Genomic DNA, 24,025 nt, shown 5'->3' with positions numbered 1-24,025 from the left:
CTCAGTCCAGCAAACCCCCTTTCAAACAGTACCTGCCCACAATGGGGCGATTTCTGAATGTCACCGTTTGGCGATTCGAAGTTCGGTCGCAGGTACAGCGACCATTCGCTCCTGCCGGTAATAGTCGGCGCGTCGCCGGAGTATTTTTTTGCTGTACTCTGCTGGATGGCAATGCCTGAATACCTTAGCGAAATACCACCGTTTTGTTGCTGTGCACGAGCACGCGGTCTTCCAGGTGATAGCGCAGGCCGCGCGCAAGCACAGTTTTCTCGATGTCCTTGCCATAACGCACCATGTCCTCGACGGAATCCGAGTGGTCGATGCGGATCACATCCTGCTCGATGATCGGCCCTTGATCGAGTGATTCGGTGACGTAGTGGCACGTTGCGCCGATCAACTTCACGCCGCGCGTATAGGCCTGATGGTAAGGCTTGGCACCGACGAATGAGGGCAGAAAACTATGGTGGATATTGATGATACGCCCCGGATAAGCCGCGCACAGCTCGGGCGGGAGAATCTGCATGTAGCGGGCCAGTACCATGGTGTCGCCTTGCGCCGCTGCAAACAGGCGCTGCACTTCGGCGTAGGCCGCAGGCTTGTTTTCAGGCGTTACCGGCACATGGTGAAACGGAATGCCATGCCATTCGACAAACCCTTTAAAGGTGGCATGATTCGAGATGACGCAGGCGATCTCGATATTCAGTTCATTGGATTGCCAGCGCGCGAGTAAGTCATATAGACAATGCGCTTGTCTGCTCACTAAAATGACCACGCGCTTTTTCACGGCAGAATCGCTGATGCGCCAATCCATTTGCAATTCATGCGCTAGCGGGGCGAAGCGGCTGCAGAATTCAGCGAGAGAAAATGGCAGGGAATCGGCTCTGACTTCGATGCGCATGAAATAGCGGCCATCTAATGCGTCGGCATGAAAGCTGGATTCGAGAATCCAGCCTTGGTGCTCGGTGATAAAGCCGGTGACGCGGGCGATGATGCCCACCCGGTCGGGGCATGAAGCCGTGAGCGTGTAAAAACGGCCGGTGTGCATTAGATGTGTGCTGCGGCTACGTCGATCGCGGCGCGCAACTCGGTGTAGTTCAGGGCAACAGGAAACTGCGGAAATTCATCCACCACATTTTGCGGCGGATGAAACAGAATGCCTGCGTGTGCTTCCATCAGCATGGCAGTGTCGTTGTAAGAGTCGCCAGCGGCAATGACTTGAAAGCGAAGCTCTTTGAAGCGCTGCACCGCCTCTTTTTTCTGGTTCGGCATCCGCAGATGGTAATTCACCAGAAAGCCGGCGGCATCCGCTTCCAGCTTGTGACAGAACAGCGTGGGCATGCCCAGTTGCGCCATGAGCGGCATGGCAAACTCATAGAAGGTGTCGGACAAAATAATGACTTGAAAATCACGCCGCAACTGGTCGAGAAACTCTTTTGCGCCAACCATCGGCCCCATTGCCGCAATGACTTTTTGAATATCCGGCAGCCCCAGCTTGTGTGCTTTCAGCAAGTCCAGCCGATATTTCATCAGTTTGTCGTAGTCGGGCTCATCACGCGTGGTGCGACGCAATTCGGCGATGCCGGTGCGGCTAGCAAATTCAATCCAGATTTCCGGTACCAGCACACCCTCAAGGTCAAGACAGACAAGTTGCACGCACATTCTCCAAAAAGTCGGCGCTGGTGATACGGCGCGAAATCTCGGATTTTACCTGTTTGGCGGTGCGGCATTCGAAAGCATGCACCGGCGTGCTATTCAGGTGCGAGGTTAAAGGTGAGTCCCCACCCAGCGCTTAATGGCATCCGCTGTCATGGCCCCCGCTTGCCGTGCTACTTCACGGCCCTGTTTGAACAGTATCAGGGTGGGAATACTGCGAATGCCAAAGCGGGCCGCCAGACTTTGTTGCGCCTCGGTGTCTACCTTGCCCAAGCGCACTTGTGGTTCGAGCTGTTGCGCCGCGGCTTCGAAAGCAGGCGCCATGGTGCGGCACGGCCCACACCAGGGCGCCCAAAAATCGACCAGGAGAGGAAGGTCAGAGCGTTCTGCATGGCGTGCAAATCCTGGTTCATCGAGAACCACTGGTGTGCCGGAAAATAGAGGGTGCTTGCATTTGCCGCAAACTCCGCGCGTATCGCCCGCGCTGAGACGTTCAGCCGGTAGACGGTTAAGCGTATGACAGTGCGGGCAGGCAATAATGCGAGATGCGGGCATGCGATGCTCCAAGGGTTGTATGATCACGAGCATCAAGTGTGGGCTGTTCAGATGAAATCAAGGTTGCCACGTGTGCCAGTGCAATGTACCTTGAACGATGCCTTGTGCGCCCCGCGTAGCCTTCGCGAGAACCCCGCAAATCCAGAGCAGCAGAGAATCACCAAGGAGCCACCAGGAAACGCATCCGTCATAATGCATGGCCACTCATGAACAAAACGAATTCTTCGCCCATTTTGCCGATTCTGCTGCCTTATGCCGGCTGGCGAAATATTTTTCCGTGCTTGGCGGCCTTAACGCTGATTGCCGCCTATGTGATACGCAGAGCCCCAGAGCAACCACGATCTGCCGAGGCTGTACCGCTGCCGATCTCATCCGGGACATCGGTGGCATTTTGCTTCTCGTGCCTTCTGGCGATTTGCGCCACAAACGGCTGTACTCAACTGGCAAGTTTGGCTTGCAGTGGGATTTGGGGGGCGATCTGGCGCCGGCACAAGCGTTGCAGATTGCGTGGAGTGGGCTATTGACCTTGCAGGTGGCAAGATCATTTGATTGATGGTGAGTAAATCCTGGGTGGCTTTAAGGCCATCGGCAATAACACAGCGAGGTGAGCATTGATCAAGGATACGGAGGCAAAATCAGGGGTGCTCAGTGGCGTCACCGTGCTGGATTTGTCGCGCCTGATCGCAGGGCCCTATAGCGCCATGGTGTTAGCTGATCTGGGCGCGCGAGTGATCAAGGTAGAAGCGCTCACCGGTGAAGATGGACGGCACTTTGGCCCGCCCTTTTATAACGAATCGAGCGTGACCTTCATGGCGTGTAATCGCGGCAAAGAATCCATTGCCATGGATTTACGACAACCTGAAGGTAAAGCGGTGTTAGAGCGGCTCCTGCGCCAAGCGCAGGTACTGGTGCATAACTTTCGCCCTGATTTCACCGAGCGTTACGGTTTGCGCTACGAAGAGGTACAGCGCATTAATCCCGAGATCATTTATTACGTTGTTTCCGCCTTTGGCGAAGACGGCCCCGCGCGCTTAAAACCCGCCGTTGATAGCGTGATTCAGGGTCTGGCCGGGGGATTTTTTGCCAGCGGTGAAGAGAGTGATCCGCCCATACGCATCGGCTTGCCTATCGTTGATGTGGCTTCCGGCATGTGTGGTGCCGTGGGCATGCTGGCCGCGATAATGCACTGGCGGCAAACCGGGCATGGCCAGCGGGTTGAGTTGTCATTAATCGATACCATGTTCAATTTCATGGCGTCAAAAGTGGGTGAGTTCGCCATCGAAGGCCGTGCGCCGGTGCGCGAAGTAAACCTGCCGATTGCCGTGCCCAGCCGACATTTTCAAGGTAATGATGGAAATTATTTCAGCGTTTCCATTGTCAATGAATCGGCCTTTCGCCGGTTTTGCCAGATCATCGAGCGGCCACAGTGGATAGATGACCCACGGTTTGCAAAAAACTCGGCGCGTATTGAAAACCGGCAGGAACTTTTGTTAGTGCTGGAAGAAATTTTTGCAACCCAATCAGCGGCCGACTGGGTCAAGCGATTTGAATCCGCCGACATTCCGTGCGGGCCGGTAAATACCGTACCGCAGGCGATGGCCGACCCCGTATTGGCTAATCGATTTCAGACACATTCCGGGTTACCCGGCCTGCCGTTGATCGGGTTTCCGGCACAGCTCGCGCAGGGCATGCGTCCCGTGGCGCAGATGTCTCCGCCACCGCGCGTCGGCGAACACACCGCTGCCTTGCTGGCCGAGTGCGGATATACCCCAGAGGAAATCGCAACCCTTGCTACGCTGGGCGTGGTAGGTCTTGCCGCATGAGCACCAAAAATTGAGGCCGCAGATTTTCTGATGAGCCGGGCGCCTCGGTAAAAAACCCAGTATCCATAAAAATAACGACAGAAGAATGGCGCATGGATTTCGGCCTGGGTGACGAGCAAACAATGCTGTGCGACAACGTTTGCCGTTTTATGCGCGAACGGGTGGCGCCCCTGGTTGCCGCGCATGAGAAGCGCGAAACCTTTGCCTGGAAGCTATTGCCCGGGCCTTACGCCACCCAGCTATTTACTGATTTGGGTGCGGCAGTGATCAAAGTTGAGCGGCCTCTGGTGTGGGTGATGGTGGCCGCACTTTATCGCCCGGCGTGTTTATGTCAGGCAATCGCGGAAAACAGAGTATTTGTCTGAACCTGAAGCACGACGATGGCCGCGCCGCATTACATAGTCTGGCAGCGCAGGCCGATGTGTTTATCGAAGGCTATCGCCCTGGGGTTGTGCGGCGGCTGGGGGCAAACCGGGCCGCTGGCGGGCGCACCCGTGCATGATATCGGCGCCCCCGGTGGAGATCTGGCAGGCAGCATGTTCTCTGTGGTGGCCGTATTAGGGGCGTTGTTACAGCGTAATCAGTCGGGTAAAGACAGTATCTTGGTGGATTACCGATGCGCTGGTGAGTTGGATGACGCCACGCATTGGGGTTCATCTGGCGCGTAACGATAACGATGCGGCAGCCACGCGGCGTGATGTTCTGACTCGGCCAGCCTATGGCATCTTTGCCACGGCTGACGAAAAACATCTGGCGTTGGCAGCCTTGGAAACCCCATTCTGGAGGCGTCTGGTGAAAACGCTAGCGTTATCCGAGCTGGCAGTGCCTGCGCTGGATGAATACGCGCAACGGGTGGCGCGAACCAACGGCATTGCGACGTTATTAGGCAGTCGCTTTCCTGTGCCCATGCAAGGCATGATCGACGATAGCCACATCACTCCGGCGTTGGGCGAGCACACCGAGGCGATACTGCAAAAATGGGCTGGAACGCGGCAGACCTCGCACGATTGCGTGCGCTAGGCGTGATTGACTGATGACAGTCAATAAGTCTCGCGGTTACCTTCGGTCAGGCAGCCACAACCATGCCGCTATGCCTGAGTAGCGCATCTGGCTGTGGCGCGCGGCCGCGAAAGGCGGCGAAGGATTCCAGTGCTGGCCGTGCGCCGCCAACCGCCAGAATCTCACGCCAGAAACGCTCTCCTGTGGCTGCATCCAAGGTGCTGCCGGTTTTCTGGCTGGCTTCTTCAAAGGCTGAATACGCATCGGCGGAAAGGACTTCAGCCCATTTGTAGCTGTAATAGCCCGCCGCATAACCACCGCCGAAAATATGCGAAAAACTGTTGGGGAAGCGGTTCCATTCCGGCGGCACAATCACGGCCACTTCGCGGCGCACTGCGTCAAGTAATTGCCGCACTGTTTGTGCACCGCCCGGCTGATAGTCGCTGTGTAGCTGAAAATCGAACAGGCTGAATTCGATCTGGCGCAACATCTGCAAACCGCTCTGAAAATTCTTCGCGGCGAGCATCTTGTCGTACAACGCACGGGGCAGCGCCGCGCCGGTATCCACATGCGCTGTCATGCCGCTGAGCACATCCCATTCCCAGCAGAAGTTTTCCATGAACTGGCTGGGCAGCTCAACCGCATCCCATTCCACGCCGCGAATGCCGGAAATCGGCAGCTCATCCACCTGCGTGAGCAGATGATGCAAGCCATGCCCGCATTCGTGGAACAAGGTAATGACATCATCGTGGCTGAACGTGGCGGGACGCTGTTTTTCGCCCTCGCCGATGGGCGCAGGGAAATTGCAATTCAGATACGCGACAGGCGTTTGAATGGTGCTCGAAAAGTCGGCGCTGGTGATACGGCGACGCGTGATGGCTTCATCCATCCAGGCGCCGCCGCGTTTGGTTTCGCGTGCATACAGATCAACGTAAAACTGACCGATCAATTGCCCCGCACCCGAAAGCGGGTTCAAACGTTCGATGCGAAAAAAGCGCACGGTTGGGTTCCAAACTGGTGCTGTATCGGGCAAAAGCTGCACGTTATAGAGCGATTCGACCACGCGGAACAAGCCGGAGAGAACCTTTTGCTCAGGGAAATACTGCTTTACCTCATCGTCAGAAAAACTGTAACGCGACTGGCGCAGTTTTTCTGAGACCCAGGCCATATCCCAGCTTTCCAGCGTGGCCAGCCCACATTCTGTTTGCGCAAAAGCGCGTAGTTCAGCTAAATCGCGCTCGGCGAAGGGGCGCGCCTTGTGTGCCAGATCACGCAAAAAAGCGATGACTTGCGCGGGGTTTTCGGCCATCTTTGTTGCCAGCGATACTTCGGCGAAGTTAGCATAGCCCAAGAGTTTTGCTTCTTCATCGCGCAGCGCGAGAATTTGATCAATCAGCGGGCCGTTATCCCATTCGGTGGGACCGAATTCTGCCGCGCGCGTGGCCGAAGCGCGATACATCCGCGCGCGCAAGTCGCGGTGGTTGGCATATTGCAGCACAGGCATATAAGAGGGCGCATGCAGCGTGAATTTCCAACCTGGTTTGCTTTCTTTTTCAGCGGCTGCGCGAGCCGCAGCGATGACATCGTCGGGCAAGCCGGCCAGCTCCGCCGCATCGGTAATCCATTCGGCGTGGGCATTGGTGGCATCCAGCACATTTTCAGAAAACTTTGCGGCGAGAGCAGAGAGCGCTTCCTGGATGGCCTTGAACCGTGGTTTTTTGTCTTCTGGCAATTCCGCACCAGAGAGTCGAAAGTCGCGCAATTCATTGTCGATAATTTTTTTGCGCGCAGCGGTGAGCGTGCCAAATGCATCACTGCTCGCCAATGCCTTGTATTTTGAATACAGTGCCAGGTTCTGACCAAGGTCAGCATAGAAGCTGGAAACTTCAGGCAGCAGCGCGTTGTAGGCTTCCCGCCAGGGCGGGATGTCATTCACCGAATGCAGGTGACCGACAATGCCCCACGCCCGCGACAGCCGTTCCCCAGCATCCAGCATGGGCTGGACAAAATCATCCCAGGTGGCTGGCGTATCGGGGGCGATCAAGCGTGCGATCAGCGCACGGTTTTCATCCAGCAACTGATGCATGGCCGGGGCGACATGTTCTGGCGTGATGGTGTCAAAACGGGGCAGACCGGTGAAATCAAGTAAAGGATTCATGATGTGATGGGATTAAATTGTCTGGGGAGGATCAACGGCCGATTATGCCGCAAGCGGGTCTTATATAATTGAACTTGCCCTCAACTACAGGATATTCCCGCTATGAGCACTCGTCACGTTCGTCTTTTGATTCTCGGTTCCGGCCCGGCGGGTTACAGCGCCGCCGTGTATGCCGCCCGCGCCAACCTGAACCCGGTGCTGATCACTGGCATGGCGCAGGGCGGACAGCTGATGACCACCACCGACGTGGATAACTGGCCGGCCGATGCCGACGGTGTGCAGGGACCGGAGCTGATGGCGCGCTTTGAGAAACACGCCGCACGCTTTAATACAGAAATGATTTTCGATCAGATTCACACCGCCAAGCTCACCGAAAAACCTATCCGGCTGATCGGCGATGCCGGCGAATACACCTGCGATGCGCTGATTATCGCCACCGGCGCATCAGCGCAATATCTCGGCTTGCCGTCGGAAGAAACCTTCGCTGGCAAAGGTGTTTCCGCCTGCGCCACTTGCGATGGTTTTTTCTACAAGAACCAGGAAGTCGCTGTAGTCGGCGGTGGCAACACGGCGGTGGAAGAAGCGCTGTATCTATCCAACATCGCCAGCCGCGTGACGGTCGTGCATCGCCGCGATAAATTCCGCGCTGAAAAGATCATGCAGGATAAATTATTCGAGAAAGAAAAAGCGGGCAAGGTGGTCATCAAGTGGAACTCGACACTGGATGAAGTGCTGGGCGATAAAACCGGCGTTACCGGCATGCGCATCAAGAATATGCACAGCGGCGCGACGGAAAATCTTGCGCTGCAAGGCGTGTTCATCGCCATCGGCCACAAGCCGAACACCGACATCTTTGCTGGCCAGGTGGAGATGGAAAACGGCTACATCGTGACAAGTGGCGGACGCCACGGCAACGCCACGGCAACCTCAGTGCCCGGTGTTTTCGCCGCTGGTGACGTGCAAGACCACATCTACCGCCAGGCCGTTACCAGCGCGGGGACTGGCTGCATGGCGGCGCTGGATGCCGAGCGCTATCTGGACGATCTGGCGTAAGACATGAGTGGCGGCGGACGCAGCGGCAAGTATCCCCTCGCCCCCGCCGCCGTAAGTCAGCAGAAACAGAAACAACGCCCTGCGCTCACTGCCGAAGAACAGGCGCTGTTCCGCACCGCCGTTGCCGATGCCCAGCCCTTGATTTCGGATCGAATTCACCACGAGCGGTCTCCCCCACCCGCGATTCCACGTCAGCGCGAGCAGGACGAAGCGGCCGCGCTCGACGAATCGCTGCACGGCCCGCTCCTCTCCGATCTATTTCTCGAAGGCGGCGACGAAGCCGCCTGGCGGCGCGATGGTCTCTCGCTCCGCGTGCTGCGCGATCTGCGGCGCGGCCGCTGGGTCGTGCAAGCCTCGCTAGACCTGCACGGCCACACCCGCGACGAGGCGCGCGCCGCCTTGGCCACTTTTCTGGCCGAATGCCAGGCCGGCGCACAGCGCTGCATCCGCATCGTGCATGGTAAGGGGCAACACTCCCCCGGCCGCGAACCTGTGCTGAAACACCTGGTGCTGGGCTGGCTCAGTCGGCGCCGCGAAGTCCTCGCCTTTTGTCAGGCACGCCCGATCGATGGCGGCGCCGGTGCGGTGATCGTGCTGCTGCAAGTGGCACGATGAAAGGGCGGAGGATCAAAAAGTTATGCAAAGCGGTATCCAGCAGGACGGCGCTGGCGGGACGGCGAAAGAGGGATGTCAGATTGTCAAGACTGCTGCGACTGGTAGAAGGCTGCACACAATCAAAACACCAGTCAGCCGGTGTGGCATTAAAAAATGTGTTGTTTAATCCAATCACCGTAAGCGTATGCAGCGCGAATGCTGTAATGTTTCCTCCACAGCTTCTCACGCACTTGATCAAGTAATTTTGGAAAAGTAGACATGGTGTATCTGTCAGTAATTTTAGGGTGTCACTAAATATAGCCACCTAGAAATTTCAATGAATTACAAACATCAGCCAATTTTATACACCTCGGCGGCGCTTTTTCTGGCTCGTTTTAGGGTGTCTATTTAACGTTGGGCATCTGGGGAGAAAAGACGATGAAGGAAACTGAAGCTGAAAAGCAATGGACGAAACTGAATGAATATCAACGCGTCGCAGCAGATGAAATCAATGAGAGACCAGAGCGCGATTTCCAGCGACATCCCTGGACTGACGAAAACCATGAAAATGTAGCTCGTATGGTCCAAGGGATGACCGGACAACTTGCACGTATTGAAGAGCGGCTAAGCGTGCTCTACCAGATGAATCGGCCGGTTCTTAGCGCAGTCAATACAGTTTGGATAGCCCTAGCTGTCGTGATTACTTTTGAAATACTTAAAAATTTATTTTCTTAGTTGCTGCGCGATAAGAGGATGCACTACTTAATTAACAGCAGCCCAACCCGACAGTCGAGCGGAGTGCCTGCCGGCCCCGCTCACTTCTACGTTAGGTAGGAGATTGCGCTATGCCTGAGTGGAAGGACGTTCTCGCAGTGCTCGCCTCGCTTGTGGCCTCCTTCGCTGGTGCATGGGCTGCTTTCAAGTTCGAAAGCCATCGCAGTGAAGCAGAAGAACAAAAGAAGAATATCGGCGCCGGGAACAGGGCCATCTATGGGGTCTACGCACTCTGGAACGTACTGGAACAGTTTCGGAAGGAAGTCCTTGAGCCCTATCGCAGACGTCCAGACGCATGGCTCAACCTCGCTGCGCATCCGGCTCCTCCCATCGCTACCGAGCGATTTCAGACATCCGACCTTCAGTTCTTGTTGGAGCGCGGCCAAGCGAGCATCTTCGCGGCGCTAATGCTGGAAGAACAGCGCTTCAACTTGGCTATTGATCTTATTCGGAGCAGGTCCGACCTAGTTCTTAATGCCGTCTTTCCCAAGATGGCTGCTGCAGGTTTTGGTGTTGGGCACGCACAGAACCAAGATGCAGTCGAAGGCGCGCTAGGCATAGACCTTTGTCACAAGCTTAAGCAAATCACGGCTGCCATATTCCAGAATGTCGACGAAGACCTTGCGTCTCTTCGATCCGTCTACGTCGACCTGAGGAAGGCACTCGAGACGCTGTATCCAGGACAAAAATTTCTGCAGGTGATCTTTGAAGCTGAAGCGAAACCAGGCAATCCACAAGCCCTTGCCTAACGGGTCAGTCAACACGGACGTCCTATCGGCGAGCTTCGTCCGCCTACTGGCCGCCGGTTACATCCAACGGTTCGAGCGGATAGTCTGTGACACCAACATCCTGACTTAACGTCCTCACGCATGTGAACCGAGACGTACGCGCCGTCCTGCCAGCGCCGACTTTTCGCGTGTTTATCGCTGCTCGCAGCTGCGCCAGCGTTCAAACTGAAAATGAAGCAGGGCGGTCTTGACCGCAAGCGTGCCCTCGGCTACTCTTGAGTCCATGTGTCGATTCCGCACCATCCTGACGCTGCTGCTTTGCCTCACCATCCCGATTCAGGGCATGGCGGGCGTATTTGCAGCGGCGGCAACCTGCCCGATGGCGCAGACCGCATCCCACATGTCGATGGCAGACATGGATAGCGGGCAAGCGCATGACTGTTGCACCGGCGCTCACTCCCCTGGCAGCAAGACCTGCGATACCGGACAGGATTGCAGCTACTGTGGGCATATCGCACTCACCGTTCAACAGCGTGCAGAGCCCGTCGTAGCCCTACTGGCGGAGGACTTCTCCGCACCGCAGGCGTTTCTGCTGACTTTCCCGCCATTCGGCGTCTGGCGCCCGCCCGCCTTGCTCTGACTCCCTGAAAACCTGAGTCCCACGTCGCCTGCGACGTGGCGTTGGCGCACTCATCGCGCCTTCTTTTCGGAGTTGGAAAATGTTCATCTGGAATCCTCATTACGCGTTGCGCGCGGGGCGGCGTGGCGCATGCCGCTTCGGGCTGGTGCTTACACTTGCAGGCTCTGCTGCAACGACGCTGGCTGCGCCGCCCGGTTTCCTCAGTTTTGACACAGCCCTGGCATTGGCGCTGCACGAAAATCCGGCGCTGGTTGCGAGCGCCGCCAAAATCGACGCCGCACGGCAGGCAGCCATTCCCGCCGGAGCCTTGCCCGACCCGAAGCTCGCGCTCGGCATCGACAATGTGCCCACTGACGGCACGGATCGCTTCAGCCTGACCCGCGACTTCATGACCATGCGACGCATCAGCGTGATGCAGGAGGTGCCTAACCGCGACAAGCGCCACGCCCGTGAAGCCGTGGCGCAAGGGAGGATAGAAGTCGCCGAGGCGGAGGCGCGCATTGTCCGGCTGACGGTGCAGCGCGAAACTGCAGTCGCCTGGATCAGCCGTTACACGCTCGAGCAGCAGTTGCTGCGCATCGACGCGCTGTTCGCCGAGAACCGGCTGCTGGATGCGGCCGTGCGCGCCCGCTTCGCGGCTGGACAAGGCCGTGCCGATGAAACCGTGGCCCCACGTCAGGAGGCAGCGCTGCTCGAAGAACGCCGGGATGAGCTCATCGCCCGGCGGGAACAGGCTGTCGCCCTGCTCAAACGCTGGATCGGGGCGGCCGCCGAGGCGCCGTTGGCGGGCGCGCCGCCCGACTGGTCCATTGCACGCGACACGCTGATGCAGCACCTGGCTCACCACCCTGCATTGACCGCGTTCGATCCGCTGGGTCGCGTGCTCGATGCGGAGGCCGACGAGGCCCAAGCGGCAAAGCAGTCCGACTGGAGTGTGGCGCTGTCTTATCAACAACGCGGCCCGCAGTTCAGCAACATGGCAGGCATCGAGTTCAGTTTCGATTTACCGGTATTTACGGGCACGCGCCAGGACCCCCGCATCGCGGCCAAACGCGCCGAACGTGCCGCGCTGGATGCCGAGCGCGAGGCCATGCTGCGCGAACATGCCGCCCAGCTGGCGGGCGATCTGGCCGAATACGAGCGGCTGTCGCGCGCGGTTTCGCGCCAGCGCACCGTACTGTTGCCGCTGGCTGACGAGAAGGCCGCGCTGACCCTGGCCGCCTGGCGCGGCGGCAAAGGCAGTCTGTCCGATCTCATCACTGCCCGGCGCGAACGCATCGACGCCGAACTCAAAGCCACTGCACTCGAAGGTGAACGCCGGCAAATGGCTGCCCGGCTGCACTTCGCTTACGACGAACCCTTGTTATCGGAGGAATCGAAATGAACCCCCATACCCTCAAGAAAACGAAGTTTCAGTGGAGGCTAACGCCGGCTTTATCGGTGTTAAGCGCAGCGGCCGTAACTAAAACCGCGTTGGTACTGGCTGCTATCATCACGCTGCTTGCGCTCGGCGTGATTGTCGGCCGGTGGTGGGCCGAACACCCTGCGACGGACACGTATAAGGTCGCGAACCCTCAGGCCGAGCGCCGCGTGCTGTACTGGTATGACCCGATGGCACCGCAGCAAAAGTTTGACAAACCCGGCAAGTCGCCCTTCATGGACATGGAGCTGGTGCCCAAATACGCGGACGATGGCGATGACGTTGCGGCGGTGAAAATCGACCTGGCCGCGATTCAGAACCTCGGCATGCGGCTGGCCGTCGTCACCCGCGCACGCCTCGACACCAGCGTGCAGGCAACCGGCATCGTCGGCTTCAACGAGCGCGAGGTGACGATCGTGCAGGCGCGCGTCGGCGGATTTGTGGAGTACGTGGCAAAGTTGGCGCCCAACGATGTGATCGGTTCGGGTGCGTTGATCGCCGAAGTGCTGGTGCCGGAGTGGGCCGCCGTGCAACAGGACTATCTGGCGCTCAAAAACCTCGGCGATGACGCCCTGATCGCCGCGGCACGTGAGCGCATGCGGCTGGCCGGGATGCCGGAAAGTCTGATCCGCGAGGTCGCGTCCAGCGGCCAGGTCAGGAGTCGCATCCCGATCACCGCGCCCGGCGGCGGCGTGGTTCTGGAGCTCGGTGTGCGTCCCGGCATGACGCTCACGGCGGGACAGACGCTGGCGCGCATCAACGGCATCGGCACAGTATGGCTGGAGGTGGGCGTGCCGCAAGCCCAGGCCGGGGAGGTGCGGGTCGGGCAGTCCGCCGAAGCCCGTTTCGCCGCATTGCCGGGCGAAACTATTAAAGGACGTGTCACCGCGTTGCTGCCAAGCCTGAACGATGCCTCGCGCACGCTGCGGGTGCGCGTCGAACTGCCCAACACGAACGGACGCCTGCGGCCGGGATTGACGGCCCAGGTCAACATTAAGGGAAATACGGGGAACGATGCCAAATCCGTGCTGCGCGTGCCGACCGAAGCGGTGATCCGCACCGGCCGCCGTGCGCTGGTCATCGTGGCCGAAGATCAGGGGCACTATCGCCCGGTCGAGGTCACGCCGGGGCGCGAGATCGATAATGACACGGTGATTCTTTCCGGTCTTAGCGAAGGTCAGAAAGTGGTCGCCAGCGGCCAGTTCCTGATCGACTCCGAAGCCAGCCTGCAGGGCATTACCGCCAGCATGGAAAAGACCTCCGGCGGCGCGGCCGCTGCACCCATGGCGCCAATTGCACCCATCGCACTGCATGAAACCGACGCCACGATTGAAGCAATTTCCGCCACGGAGGCGACGCTCGCGCATGGTCCGCTGCAGACGCTGGCGATGCCCGCCATGACCATGACGTACGCCCTGGCGCGCCCGGAACTTTCCCGCGGCTTGAAGGCAGGTGACCGGGTGCACATCGGCGTACGCGAAACCGACACCGGACTGGTAGTCGAGAAGCTGGAAAAGACAGGAGGCGGAAAATGATCGCCCGACTCATTTGCTGGTCGGTCGCCAATCGTTTCCTGGTGCTGCTGGCCACGCTGTTTACCGTGGCCTGGGGCGTGTGGGCAGTGCAGGCGACGCCGGTCGACGCCCTGCCCGACCTGTCCGACGTGCAGGTCATCATTCGCACCTCGTACCCCGGACAGGCGCCGCAGATCGTCGAAAATCAGGTGACCTATCCGCTCGCCACCACGATGCTTTCGGTGCCGGGCGCGAAGACCGTGCGCGGTTTCTCCTTCTTCGGCGACAGCTTTGTCTATGTGCTGTTCGAGGACGGCGTCGATCTTTACTGGGCGCGTTCGCGGGTGCTGGAGTATCTCAACCAGGTGCAGGGACGGCTGCCGGCGACGGCCCGGCCCGCACTGGGGCCGGATGCGACCGGCGTGGGCTGGATTTACCAGTATGCGCTGGTGGATAAAAGCGGCCAGCACGACCTGGCGCAGTTGCGTGCCCTGCAGGACTGGTTCCTGAAGTTCGAACTGAAAACCCTGCCCAACGTGGCGGAAGTGGCGACCGTCGGCGGCATGGTCAAGCAGTATCAGGTGGTACTCGATCCGGTGAAGCTCGCCAGCTTCGGTATCACCCACGAGCAGGTGATCGCGGCGATTCGCGCGGCCAACCAGGAGAGCGGCGGCGCGGTGCTGGAACTCGCCGAAACCGAGTTCATGGTGCGCGCCAGCGGCTATCTCAAGACCGTCGCCGATTTTCGCGCCATTCCGCTCAAGCTGGCGGGTGGTGTGCCGGTGAGCCTGGGCGATGTGGCGCACATCCAGACCGGCCCCGAGATGCGGCGCGGCATCACGGAACTCGACGGCCAGGGCGAAGCGGTCGGTGGCATCGTGGTGCTGCGCTCGGGCAAGAACGCGCGCGAAACCATCGCCGCGGTCAAGGCCAAGCTCGACGAGTTGAAACCCGGCCTGCCCAAGGGCGTCGAAATCGTGCCGACCTATGACCGCAGCCTGCTGATCGACCGCGCCATCGACAATCTGAAACACAAGCTGATCGAGGAATTCATCGTGGTGGCGCTGGTCTGCGCGGTGTTCCTGTGGCATCTGCGCTCCTCGCTGGTGGCCATCGTCTCGCTGCCGCTGGGCGTGCTGATCGCCTTCATCGTCATGCAGCGGCAGGGCATCAATGCCAACATCATGTCGCTGGGCGGCATCGCCATCGCCATCGGTGCGATGGTCGACGCGGCCGTGGTGATGATCGAAAACGCGCACAAGAAGATCGAGGTCTGGAACCACGCCCATCCCGGCGCAACGCTCGCCGGCGAGGCGCACTGGAAAGTGATCACCGAAGCGGCCTGCGAGGTCGGCCCGGCGTTGTTCTTCTCGCTGTTGATCATCACGCTATCCTTCATTCCGGTGTTCACGCTGGAGGCGCAGGAGGGGCGCATGTTCGGTCCGCTCGCCTTTACCAAGACTTACGCCATGGCGGCGGCAGCCGGCCTGTCGGTGACGCTGATTCCGGTGTTGATGGGCTACTGGATACGCGGCAGGATTCCCGACGAGGCGAAGAATCCGCTCAACCGCTGGCTGATCCGCGCCTACCACCCATTGCTGGAGGCCGTGCTCGAGCGCCCCAAAACGACGCTCGCCGTTGCCGTGCTGCTCTTTCTGACGGCGCTGTGGCCGATCAGCCGGCTCGGCGGCGAGTTCCTGCCGCCGCTGGACGAAGGCGATCTGCTCTACATGCCATCGGCCTTGCCGGGTTTGTCAGCACAGAAAGCGGCGGAACTGCTGCAACAGACCAACCGCATGATCCACACCGTGCCCGAAGTGGCCCGCGTGTACGGCAAGGCCGGGCGCGCCGAGACCGCCACCGACCCGGCGCCGCTGGAGATGTTCGAGACCACCATCCAGTTCAAGCCGCGCGAGCAATGGCGCGCCGGCATGACGCCGGAAAAACTGGTCAATGAACTGGATCGCGCGGTCAAGGTGCCGGGGCTGACCAACATCTGGATTCCGCCAATCCGCAACCGCATCGACATGCTCGCCACCGGCATCAAGAGCCCGATCGGGGTCAAGATCGCGGGCGGCAATCTTGCCGACATCGACCGCATCGCGCAGCAGGTCGAGCGCATTGCCAAGCGCGTGCCCGGCGTCTCCTCGGCGCTGGCCGAACGGCTCACTGGCGGGCGCTATGTGGATGTGGACATCGACCGCGCGGCGGCCGCACGTTACGGCCTCAACATTGGCGACGTGCAGTCGGTGGTGACGAGTCTCGTCGGCGGCGAAAACATCGGCGAGACGGTCGAAGGCCTGGCGCGCTTTCCCATCAGCGTGCGCTATCCGCGCGAGTGGCGGGATACGGTGGCGAAACTGGCCGCCCTGCCCATCGTGACGCCCGCTGGCAGCCAGATCACCCTCGGCATGGTGGCCAGGGTGAACGTGAGCGATGGCCCGCCGATGCTGAAAAGCGAGAACGCCCGGCCTTCCGGCTGGGTGTATGTGGACGTGCGCGGCCGCGATCTCGCCTCGGTCGTCGCTGACCTGCGCGCCGCCGTGGCGCGCGAGGTCAGGCTCGAACCGGGCATGAGCCTGGCCTACTCCGGCCAGTTCGAATTCATGGCGCGCGCCAACGCGAAGCTCAAGCTGGTGGTACCCGCCACCCTGCTGATCATTTTCGTGCTGCTGTATCTCACCTTCAAGCGCTTCGACGAGGCGCTGCTCATCATGGCCACCCTGCCGTTCGCACTCACTGGCGGCGTGTGGTTTCTGTACTGGATGGGCTTTAACCTGTCGGTGGCCACCGGCGTCGGCTTCATCGCGCTGGCCGGGGTGTCGGCCGAGTTCGGCGTGATCATGCTGCTGTACCTGAAGAACGCCTGGAACGAGCGGCATGACGCGGGCAACACCGGCGAGGCGGACCTGCTCGCCGCCATCCGCGAAGGCGCGGTGCAGCGTGTGCGTCCCAAGGCAATGACGGTGGCGGTGATTGTCGCCGGACTCCTGCCCATCCTCCTGGGCAGCGGCACCGGCAGCGAGGTGATGAGCCGTATCGCCGCACCCATGGTTGGCGGCATGGTGAGCGCGCCCTTGCTGTCCCTGTTCGTGATACCAGCGGCCTATCGCCTGATGCGTCGCCGCCGTAGCCGCTCGGCTGTGTAAAACCGGCCGTGGAACAGGACTGGGTGATAGGCTTGTCAAGTTACCGGGATAAAACGGACGAAGCAGTGATCAAATCGCCGCTTCGTCAATCTCACCTGTGCGAATGCGCACGACCTGCTCAACGGGCATGACGAATATTTTTCCATCGCCGATCTTGCCGGTACGACCTGCCTTGACAATCGCATCGATGGCCGGCGTTAACGCATCGTCAGCCACAATAACCTCGATTTTTATCTTGGGTAGAAAATCAACCACATACTCTGCCCCACGGTACAGTTCGGTATGGCCTTTCTGGCGGCCGAAGCCTTTGACCTCGGTGATGGTGAGGCCGGTGACACCGACTTCGGAGAGCGCCTCGCGCACTTCGTCGAGCTTGAAAGGTTTGATGATGGCCTCAATTTTTTTCATATAAATTTCCCCTCCGGTTTTTAGTATTCATCAGGATAACGCGATGTTATCGGATAGCGCCAGTCTTTGCCGAAGCCGCGTTGCGTCACACGAATGCCGACCGGGGCCTGCCGGCGCTTGTACTCATTGCGCTTGAGCATGCCTACCACCTTGCGCACATCGGCTTCGCTGTACCCGCGAGCGATAATTTCGCGCGGACTTTCGTTGCGTTCCATGTAGGCTTCGATGATGGCATCGAGCACGACGTAGGGCGGCAGCGTGTCCTGGTCAGTCTGGTCAGGCTTTAGCTCCGCCGAGGGTGCGCGCGCGATGATGTTTTGCGGTATCACGTCAGAAAGTGAATTGCGCCAGCGCGCCAGATCGTAAACCAGGGTTTTGAACACATCCTTGATCACGGCGAAACCACCGGCCATGTCGCCATAAAGCGTGGCGTAACCCACCGCCATTTCGCTCTTGTTGCCCGTGGTGAGCACAATGCGCCCGCTGCGATTGGACAATGCCATAAGCAGCATGCCGCGTATGCGCGCTTGCAGATTTTCGTCTGTCGTGTCCCACGCCGGCTTTTCCCCAAGGCCAGCAAAAGTCGGCGCTAGCGAGACGGCGAATTGTTCCATCAACGGGCCGATGGCGATCTCGTCGTATTCGACGCCAAGGCGTTTGACCATCTCGCGTGAGTCGTCCAGACTCATTTGCGCAGTCCAGGGGGATGGCATCATCACCGCGCGCACTTTATCGGCGCCGAGGGCGTCGACGGCAATCGCCAGCGTCAGCGCTGAATCAATACCGCCTGACAAACCAATGATGGCGCCGGGAAAGCCGTTCTTGCCAAGGTAATCCGTGACGCCGAGCTTCAATGCACTCCACAGCGCTGCTTCGCGCACAGGTGGCTCATGCACGCGCCCGGACAGCAGATGGCCATCGGCATAATCGACAAACGCCAGCGCCTCGGCAAATGCGGGCAACTGGTGTGTCAGCCGACCCTGGCCGTCCATGGCGAAAGAAGCCCCATCGAACACCAGCTCATCCTGGCCACCCACCAGATTGGCATAGATGACGGGCCGGCCAGTAGCTGTAATCCGCTCACGCAGCACCTCGTGCCGCCGCGCCTGCTTGTTCAGGTGAAAGGGCGAGGCATTCAGCGTGAGCAGCAGTTCCGCCCCCGCATCGACCGCAGCTTCGGCGGCGCCCGCTTCCCAGACATCGGCGCAGATAGCCAGCCCGCAGCGCACGCCATTGAGCTCGACGATGCAGGGCGCATCGCCTGCTGCGAAGTAGCGTTCTTCGTCAAACACTTCGTAATTTGGCAAGCGATGTTTGCGATAGATCGCCACGATGCGGCCGTCGGCTAACAGCGAGGCAGCGTTATAGGCAGCATCACCTCCGAACAACGGATGGCCGACAACGATAGGCAGGGGCGCGATTTTCGCTAGTGAATTTAACGCGTCATCGCACGCGCGATAGAAGTCCGGCCGCAACAGCAGGTCTTCTGGCGGATAGCCGCATAGCGCCAGTTCAGGTGTGAGCAGCACGTGTGCGCCACCCGCATGGGCGCGGGCGGCAAACGTCTGGATGCGCGCCACATTGCCAGCAAGGTCTCCCACCGTGGCATTGATTTGAGCAATCGCGATGCGTAGCTTGGACATGGAGGGAGCTATCGCCTTGAAATCAGGCGTAAATTGGCGGGCAGGTTGTTCATGCGGTAAATGTCAGCGAATGGGCAAAATCAATAAGCCGGTTTGTCTTTGGCCGCTTGGTAAGTGGCTACGCCGCTCATGATTTCATTTTTGGCTTCTTCAAGCCCGACCCAGCCCTGCACTTTGACGAACTTGCCCAATTCCAAGTCTTTGTAGTGCTCAAAGAAGTGTGAAATTTGGTTGAGCAGGCTTTGTGGCAAATCTTGCAGGGTTTTGATGTTGCTGTACAACGTAGTGAGTTTGTCCACCGGCACTGCCAGCAGTTTGGCGTCTTCACCCGCTTCGTCGACCATTTTCAGCATGCCCACTGGCCGACAACGCACAACCACCCCGGGCGGCAGCGCAAATTGCGAGACGACCAGTACATCCGCCGGGTCACCATCACCGGAAATAGTATGCGGGATGTAGCCATAGTTGCACGGATAGTGCATGGCAGTCGACATGAAGCGATCAACAAAAATCGCGCCGGATTCCTTGTCAACTTCATATTTGATGGGCTCGGAATGCATCGAGATTTCGATAATCACATTAAAGTCATCAGGTAAATTTTTGCCTGATGGCACACGGTTCAAACTCATAGCCGCTCCTTGGAAAGGCGAGGATTATATCGCCTGGCTTATGCGCAATCGCTTTTAGTCGTTCTGGCGTCTATCGTGGGGCTATTGGCTAATTGATTGACAGGTCAGTTAAAGAAGAGAATACTTATGTGCTCGTTGTCCAGGAAGTCTTGATGAGTTTCAACCCGGTTAGCGAGTAGCCTAGCCTAAGTACTAAGTTACTAAGTAATTAATTCACTTGGCCGAAATGAGAGATCCATCGTAAGAGATCCAACGACCAGGCATAACCCGTTATTATTTTTAACCTTGAATTTTTAAAACAGAGGAGTCAGTCATGGGAGCCAATGAGCCCGTAACATCTTTGATCCAAACCAAACTATGGATTGGTGGTGAGTTCCGTTCAGCCCAAGGAAATGCAACGTTTATCAAACTTAATCCGGAACAAGATACGCCGCTTGCTGAGTCGGCTCGCGCCTCGGTAGAAGACGTCAAGCGCGCGGTAGAGGCAGCCCATGCGGCTTTCCCTAGCTATCGCATGACGACCCCTGGTCAGCGCGAAACCTGGTTGTCCAAAGCCGCCGATCTGCTCGAGCAACGTGCTGAAGAATTTATCAATGTGCTGATTGAAGAAGGGGGTTCCCCACTATTCAAAGCACAGTTTGAAGTGAAGTTTTCTGTTGATGCCTTGCGCACTGCTGCGGGGATTCCTCGTCGCGTGACGGGCATGACGCTACCCTCTGATGTGCCTGGGCGATTTTCCATGGCGACCCGTTCACCCTTGGGTGTGTTTGCCTGCATCACCCCCTTTAATGTGCCTTTGATTAAAGCCTTTGTCGAATGTACTGGCCCCTTGGCAACAGGAAACACCGTGGTTATGCTGGCGTCCGAAGAGGCACCCGTGGTCGCTATTCGCGTCGCCGAACTATTGCGTGATGCAGGTTTTCCTGCCGGCTCATTTAATGTGCTGACGGGCTATGGTCATGAAATTGGCGATACCTTGGTGACGCACCCGCACGTGAAAGGGGTTAATTTCACTGGTTCAACACGCGTTGGCCGTCATTTGTCAGAACTGTGCGGCAAACACATGAAACGCGTGCTGCTCGAACTGGGCGGCAAGAGCCCATTGATCGTTCTGAAAGACGCTGATTTGGATGCTGCGGTGATGGGCGCAATCATGGGCATGTTCTTCTATCAAGGCCAGGTGTGCATGGGATCCAGCCGTATCCTCGTTGAAGCGCCGGTTTATGATGAATTCCTCAAGCGCTTTAAAGCGGCCACTTCCGCCATCGGTTTTGGCGATCTGCGCGACCCAAGAACAGTCACCGGGCCGATCATTTCGCAACGGCAGCGCGATCGGGTGCGTCAGCATATCGAAGATGCGGTTGCCAATGGCGCCAAGCTTGAAACCGGCGGCACGTGGGATGGTAACCGTTGCGCCTCAACCATTTTGACAGGCGTCAAAAAAGGCATGACGTGCTACTACGAAGAAACCTTCGGCCCGGTGACGGCTGTTTATAAGGTGGATTCTGCCGATGAAGCCCTGGCCATTGCTAACGACACCACGTACGGCCTTTCAGCCGCGGTGTATACGCAAAACCTGGCTGAAGCGATGCGATTGGCACAAGGTATTCACACCGGTATGGTGCATGTCAATGCGCCATCGCTACAAGATGAACCACACGTTCCCTTCGGTGGCGTAGGGGACTCCGGCATGGGCCGTGAAGGCGCTGCAACGGACATTGATCATTGCACCGAGTGGAAATGGATCACGATCCAGGCCCCCATGGCAGCACCTGCCCACTGATGTTGTCCGTGGGCTGATGCTTTAACGGCCGATTAACAGCGTCAGCCGTAGAACCGTAGCCCTTAACAGTGTTTTCAGCACTGTTAAGGGCTACATTCGTATGAAACCAGGAACTATTCCTTTTCGTGATTGCCAGCATAGGCAATAGGCCGCGTCATGCTGTTTGAACGCTACTTGAAAATCCAGATTCTTCATGGTGGTCGGTATATCGATTGCGAAAAACCCGACAAGGCAAGCCTGGTTTTGACGAAATAAGGTTTTCATGCAACTCATCGTGATTCAATACTGGCTATGATTTCCATCGCACTTGTTGGTCAGACAAATGTTGGTAAGTCGGTTATTTTTCATCGACTGACCGGCCGGTATGTCAACGTCTCAAATTACCCCGGAACGACGGTTGAAGTGACACGCGGTCAATTACGCGACCACCCTGGGCAGACAGTATTGGATACACCCGGCGTCTTGACACTGCCGGCACGTAGCGAAGATGAACAGGCCACGGCACACATACTGCTGAACGAAAAGTTACGGGCACTGGTGCAGGTGGGGGACGCCAAGAACCTGCGCCGTACGGTGCAACTTGCGCTGCTTCTGGCAGAAGCGGGGGTGCCGATGGTTCTGGCGCTGAACATGATGGATGAAGCCAGGGCACGCGGCATGGCCTTTGATCCGGCCAAGCTGGCAGTCGAACTCGGGCTCGCCGTGGTGCCCACGGTGGCCACCGGCAACGAGGGTATGGTGGCGCTGACGCGCGCCATTGCCGATGCCAAAATTCCCATTTTCCGTCTCACTTATGCCGATGAAATTGAGGCAGCGATTGACGATCTGGCGCTGATGATGCCCGTTGCGCATTTGTCGCCGCGCGTTGTCGCCTTGCTGTATTTGGCTGGTGACAAGGCTACTGAGGAATGGCTTGCCGCCCAGGAGGGGGCACAAGGTGCCGATCTATTTGCCCTCGCTGCGCGGCGCGAGGGCCTGCAGGACGCCTTCACCGAGCCGCTGGCGGAGATTCTGCAGCGCGCCCGCATGACGGCGGCCGAAGCCATTGTTCGTCGTGTTGTCCGGGATGCTGGCCAGAGGGGCCATGGGTTGGTACAGCGCATTGGCCAGTGGTCGGTGCATCGTTGGCTGGGGTGGCCAATCGTCGCGCTGGTGCTGTATGCGGTCTATGCCTTCGTCGGCCAGTTCGGTGCCGGCGTGCTGGTTGGCGTGCTGGAAAATGATTTGTTCAACGGCATCATCAATCCATGGTTCCAGCAACTGGTATCCACGTGGGTACCGATCATTTGGCTGCAGGATTTCCTGGTCGGCCCCTACGGGCTGTGGACCATGGGGATGACCTATGCACTGGCGCTGATCCTGCCCATTGTCACCACCTTCTTCATTGCTTTTGGCATTCTCGAAGACTCCGGCTACTTCGCGCGGCTATCGGTGCTCTCCAACCGTGCGTTCAAGATGCTGGGCTTGAATGGCCGCGCCGTGTTGCCGATGGTGCTGGGCCTCGGTTGCGTGACAATGGCCACGCTCACCACACGCATTTTGCACACCCCGCGTGAGCGACTGATCGTCACGTTTCTACTGGCGTTGGCGATTCCCTGCTCGGCGCAACTGGGCGTTGTGATGGGCATGCTGGCAAGCTATGGCACATCGACCTTCCTGATCTGGCTGGGCACGGTTATTCTTGTGTTGTTTACCGTTGGCTGGTTGTCCGGCAAGCTGGTCAAGGGCAAACGCATTCCGTTGATGACCGAGCTGCCACCGATGCGTCTGCCCGTGGCGGGCAATGTCGCCAAGAAAACCTGGTCGCGTCTGAAGTGGTATCTCCAGGAAGTGATTCCGCTATTTCTCATCGGCGCGGCGTTGATGTTCATCCTTGACCGCATCGGTTTGCTGCCCTGGCTGATTCGCGCTGGCGAGCCACTGGTCACCGGCTGGCTTGGCTTGCCGAAAGAAGCTTCGGCAGCTTTCCTGATGGGTTTTTTGCGCCGCGACTTCGGCGCCACAGGGCTGTTTGCCATGGGCAGTGCACTCTCACCCGAACAGGGGCTGGTTGGTCTGGTCACGCTGACTATTTTCGTCCCCTGCATCGCCAGCATGCTGGTGATCATCAAGGAGCAAGGACTGAAGACCGCTGTGATCATGCTGGCCCTGATCACGCCGTTGGCTTTCCTTATCGGCGGTCTGCTGCATCATGTCCTGCTTTTGGTTGGCTTCGTCTGATGCTTACCCTGCGCGACTTTGCCCCCGACACCAAACTCGTGGTGCGTGGTTTTGATAGCAATCTGGCGCTCGACCTGCGCGGTCATCTCTCGGCCTGGGGGCTGACACCCGGCACGCTCATCACCTTGCTCGCCCACCACCCGGTGACGCGTATCGCCGTCGAACATGCTGAATTGGCGCTGGAAGACGTCATTGCCCGGGCTATCCTCGTCGAGGAATCGCACCACACTTAGCGCACTTCCTGTTTCCAACCCCGGGCAAGCCAGGCAGTTTCTCCCCGCC

At 58.6% G+C, this 24,025-nt stretch carries 24 protein-coding genes; 17 read left to right on the top strand and 7 right to left on the bottom strand.

Annotated features, from left to right (window positions below):
• Nucleotides 1–184: 184 nt before the first annotated feature.
• The 3 genes from purU to trxC all read right to left on the bottom strand — a co-directional run bounded on the left by purU (nucleotide 185) and on the right by trxC (nucleotide 2,208).
• A complete protein-coding gene (gene purU / locus PG1C_RS13970; RefSeq protein ID WP_202635327.1) occupies nucleotides 185–1,045 on the bottom strand; it encodes a formyltetrahydrofolate deformylase in 861 nt (286 codons plus the stop codon).
• Nucleotides 1,045–1,653 carry a bifunctional phosphoserine phosphatase/homoserine phosphotransferase ThrH gene (thrH, locus tag PG1C_RS13965; protein ID WP_202635326.1) on the bottom strand — a complete coding sequence of 203 codons (609 nt, stop codon included), beginning with the start codon at nucleotides 1,651–1,653 and terminating at the stop codon, nucleotides 1,045–1,047. The genes purU and thrH overlap by 1 nt, the downstream gene beginning before the upstream one ends.
• 111 nt (nucleotides 1,654–1,764) lie before the next feature.
• The gene (gene trxC, locus PG1C_RS13960) at nucleotides 1,765–2,208 is read right to left on the bottom strand and encodes a thioredoxin TrxC (RefSeq protein WP_202635325.1); all 444 of its coding nucleotides are present in this window, start codon (nucleotides 2,206–2,208) and stop codon (nucleotides 1,765–1,767) included.
• A gap of 196 nt (nucleotides 2,209–2,404) precedes the next feature.
• Here trxC and PG1C_RS13955 point away from each other — a divergent pair, with 196 nt between their 5' ends.
• From PG1C_RS13955 to PG1C_RS13930, 6 genes are all read left to right on the top strand, one after another.
• Nucleotides 2,405–2,761: a hypothetical protein gene (locus tag PG1C_RS13955; RefSeq protein WP_202635324.1), complete on the top strand. Its 357-nt coding sequence runs from the start codon at nucleotides 2,405–2,407 to the stop codon at nucleotides 2,759–2,761.
• Between the two features lie 58 nt (nucleotides 2,762–2,819).
• Nucleotides 2,820–4,031: a CaiB/BaiF CoA transferase family protein gene (locus PG1C_RS13950; RefSeq protein WP_202635323.1), complete on the top strand. Its 1,212-nt coding sequence runs from the start codon at nucleotides 2,820–2,822 to the stop codon at nucleotides 4,029–4,031.
• 92 nt (nucleotides 4,032–4,123) lie between these two features.
• The gene (locus PG1C_RS13945; RefSeq protein WP_202635322.1) at nucleotides 4,124–4,396 is read left to right on the top strand and encodes a CoA transferase; all 273 of its coding nucleotides are present in this window, start codon (nucleotides 4,124–4,126) and stop codon (nucleotides 4,394–4,396) included.
• Nucleotides 4,360–4,533: a CoA transferase gene (locus PG1C_RS15085; protein WP_202635321.1), complete on the top strand. Its 174-nt coding sequence runs from the start codon at nucleotides 4,360–4,362 to the stop codon at nucleotides 4,531–4,533. The genes PG1C_RS13945 and PG1C_RS15085 overlap by 37 nt, the downstream gene beginning before the upstream one ends.
• Entirely contained in the window at nucleotides 4,526–4,699 is a 174-nt protein-coding gene (locus tag PG1C_RS15080; protein ID WP_202635320.1) for a hypothetical protein, read from the top strand. The genes PG1C_RS15085 and PG1C_RS15080 overlap by 8 nt, the downstream gene beginning before the upstream one ends.
• Entirely contained in the window at nucleotides 4,665–5,051 is a 387-nt protein-coding gene (locus PG1C_RS13930) for a CoA transferase (protein WP_202635319.1), read from the top strand. Before PG1C_RS15080 ends, PG1C_RS13930 begins: the two co-directional genes overlap by 35 nt.
• 46 nt (nucleotides 5,052–5,097) lie before the next feature.
• On the opposite strand, the gene PG1C_RS13925 is transcribed toward PG1C_RS13930, so the two are convergent.
• A complete protein-coding gene (locus PG1C_RS13925; RefSeq protein ID WP_202635318.1) occupies nucleotides 5,098–7,188 on the bottom strand; it encodes a M3 family metallopeptidase in 2,091 nt (696 codons plus the stop codon).
• 102 nt (nucleotides 7,189–7,290) lie between these two features.
• Here PG1C_RS13925 and trxB point away from each other — a divergent pair, with 102 nt between their 5' ends.
• The 8 genes from trxB to PG1C_RS13885 all read left to right on the top strand — a co-directional run bounded on the left by trxB (nucleotide 7,291) and on the right by PG1C_RS13885 (nucleotide 17,060).
• Complete coding sequence (gene trxB, locus PG1C_RS13920; protein ID WP_202635317.1) at nucleotides 7,291–8,241, top strand: thioredoxin-disulfide reductase; 951 nt, start codon at nucleotides 7,291–7,293, stop codon at nucleotides 8,239–8,241.
• A gap of 3 nt (nucleotides 8,242–8,244) precedes the next feature.
• Entirely contained in the window at nucleotides 8,245–8,856 is a 612-nt protein-coding gene (locus PG1C_RS13915) for a Smr/MutS family protein (protein WP_202635316.1), read from the top strand.
• Between the two features lie 417 nt (nucleotides 8,857–9,273).
• Nucleotides 9,274–9,570: a hypothetical protein gene (locus tag PG1C_RS13910; RefSeq protein ID WP_202635315.1), complete on the top strand. Its 297-nt coding sequence runs from the start codon at nucleotides 9,274–9,276 to the stop codon at nucleotides 9,568–9,570.
• Nucleotides 9,571–9,680: 110 nt separating this feature from the next.
• Entirely contained in the window at nucleotides 9,681–10,358 is a 678-nt protein-coding gene (locus PG1C_RS13905; RefSeq protein WP_202635314.1) for a hypothetical protein, read from the top strand.
• A gap of 262 nt (nucleotides 10,359–10,620) precedes the next feature.
• Nucleotides 10,621–10,977 (top strand): hypothetical protein, encoded by a 357-nt coding sequence (locus PG1C_RS13900; RefSeq protein WP_202635313.1) that lies wholly within the window; start codon nucleotides 10,621–10,623, stop codon nucleotides 10,975–10,977.
• 79 nt (nucleotides 10,978–11,056) lie between these two features.
• A complete protein-coding gene (locus PG1C_RS13895) occupies nucleotides 11,057–12,361 on the top strand; it encodes a TolC family protein (protein WP_202635312.1) in 1,305 nt (434 codons plus the stop codon).
• On the top strand, nucleotides 12,358–13,932 hold the full coding sequence (locus PG1C_RS13890) for an efflux RND transporter periplasmic adaptor subunit (RefSeq protein WP_202635311.1): 1,575 nt from the start codon (nucleotides 12,358–12,360) through the stop codon (nucleotides 13,930–13,932). The genes PG1C_RS13895 and PG1C_RS13890 overlap by 4 nt, the downstream gene beginning before the upstream one ends.
• The gene (locus PG1C_RS13885) at nucleotides 13,929–17,060 is read left to right on the top strand and encodes an efflux RND transporter permease subunit (RefSeq protein WP_202635310.1); all 3,132 of its coding nucleotides are present in this window, start codon (nucleotides 13,929–13,931) and stop codon (nucleotides 17,058–17,060) included. The genes PG1C_RS13890 and PG1C_RS13885 overlap by 4 nt, the downstream gene beginning before the upstream one ends.
• A 69-nt stretch (nucleotides 17,061–17,129) precedes the next feature.
• Here the strand turns inward: PG1C_RS13885 and PG1C_RS13880 are convergent, their stop codons facing one another.
• The 3 genes from PG1C_RS13880 to ppa form a co-directional block, all read right to left on the bottom strand.
• The gene (locus tag PG1C_RS13880; RefSeq protein WP_202635309.1) at nucleotides 17,130–17,468 is read right to left on the bottom strand and encodes a P-II family nitrogen regulator; all 339 of its coding nucleotides are present in this window, start codon (nucleotides 17,466–17,468) and stop codon (nucleotides 17,130–17,132) included.
• Nucleotides 17,469–17,488: 20 nt separating this feature from the next.
• Nucleotides 17,489–19,111, bottom strand: a complete 1,623-nt coding sequence (locus PG1C_RS13875) for an NAD+ synthase (protein ID WP_202635308.1) — start codon at nucleotides 19,109–19,111, stop codon at nucleotides 17,489–17,491.
• An 80-nt stretch (nucleotides 19,112–19,191) separates the two neighbouring features.
• The gene (gene ppa / locus PG1C_RS13870) at nucleotides 19,192–19,740 is read right to left on the bottom strand and encodes an inorganic diphosphatase (RefSeq protein ID WP_202635307.1); all 549 of its coding nucleotides are present in this window, start codon (nucleotides 19,738–19,740) and stop codon (nucleotides 19,192–19,194) included.
• 313 nt (nucleotides 19,741–20,053) lie between these two features.
• On the opposite strand from ppa, the gene PG1C_RS13865 reads away from it, so the two are divergent.
• The 3 genes from PG1C_RS13865 (at nucleotide 20,054) to PG1C_RS13855 (ending at nucleotide 23,976) form a co-directional block, all read left to right on the top strand.
• Entirely contained in the window at nucleotides 20,054–21,523 is a 1,470-nt protein-coding gene (locus tag PG1C_RS13865; RefSeq protein WP_202635306.1) for an aldehyde dehydrogenase family protein, read from the top strand.
• Nucleotides 21,524–21,814: 291 nt separating this feature from the next.
• On the top strand, nucleotides 21,815–23,743 hold the full coding sequence (gene feoB, locus PG1C_RS13860) for a ferrous iron transport protein B (RefSeq protein ID WP_202635305.1): 1,929 nt from the start codon (nucleotides 21,815–21,817) through the stop codon (nucleotides 23,741–23,743).
• The gene (locus PG1C_RS13855) at nucleotides 23,743–23,976 is read left to right on the top strand and encodes a ferrous iron transport protein A (RefSeq protein WP_202635304.1); all 234 of its coding nucleotides are present in this window, start codon (nucleotides 23,743–23,745) and stop codon (nucleotides 23,974–23,976) included. The genes feoB and PG1C_RS13855 overlap by 1 nt, the downstream gene beginning before the upstream one ends.
• Nucleotides 23,977–24,025 lie beyond the last annotated feature (49 nt).

It is taken from the genome of Rugosibacter aromaticivorans, assembly GCF_000934545.1.
Lineage (GTDB): Bacteria > Pseudomonadota > Gammaproteobacteria > Burkholderiales > Rhodocyclaceae > Rugosibacter > Rugosibacter aromaticivorans.
The sequence above is the reverse complement of the archived record's forward strand: the minus strand, read 5'-3'. Positions and strand labels throughout refer to the sequence as shown.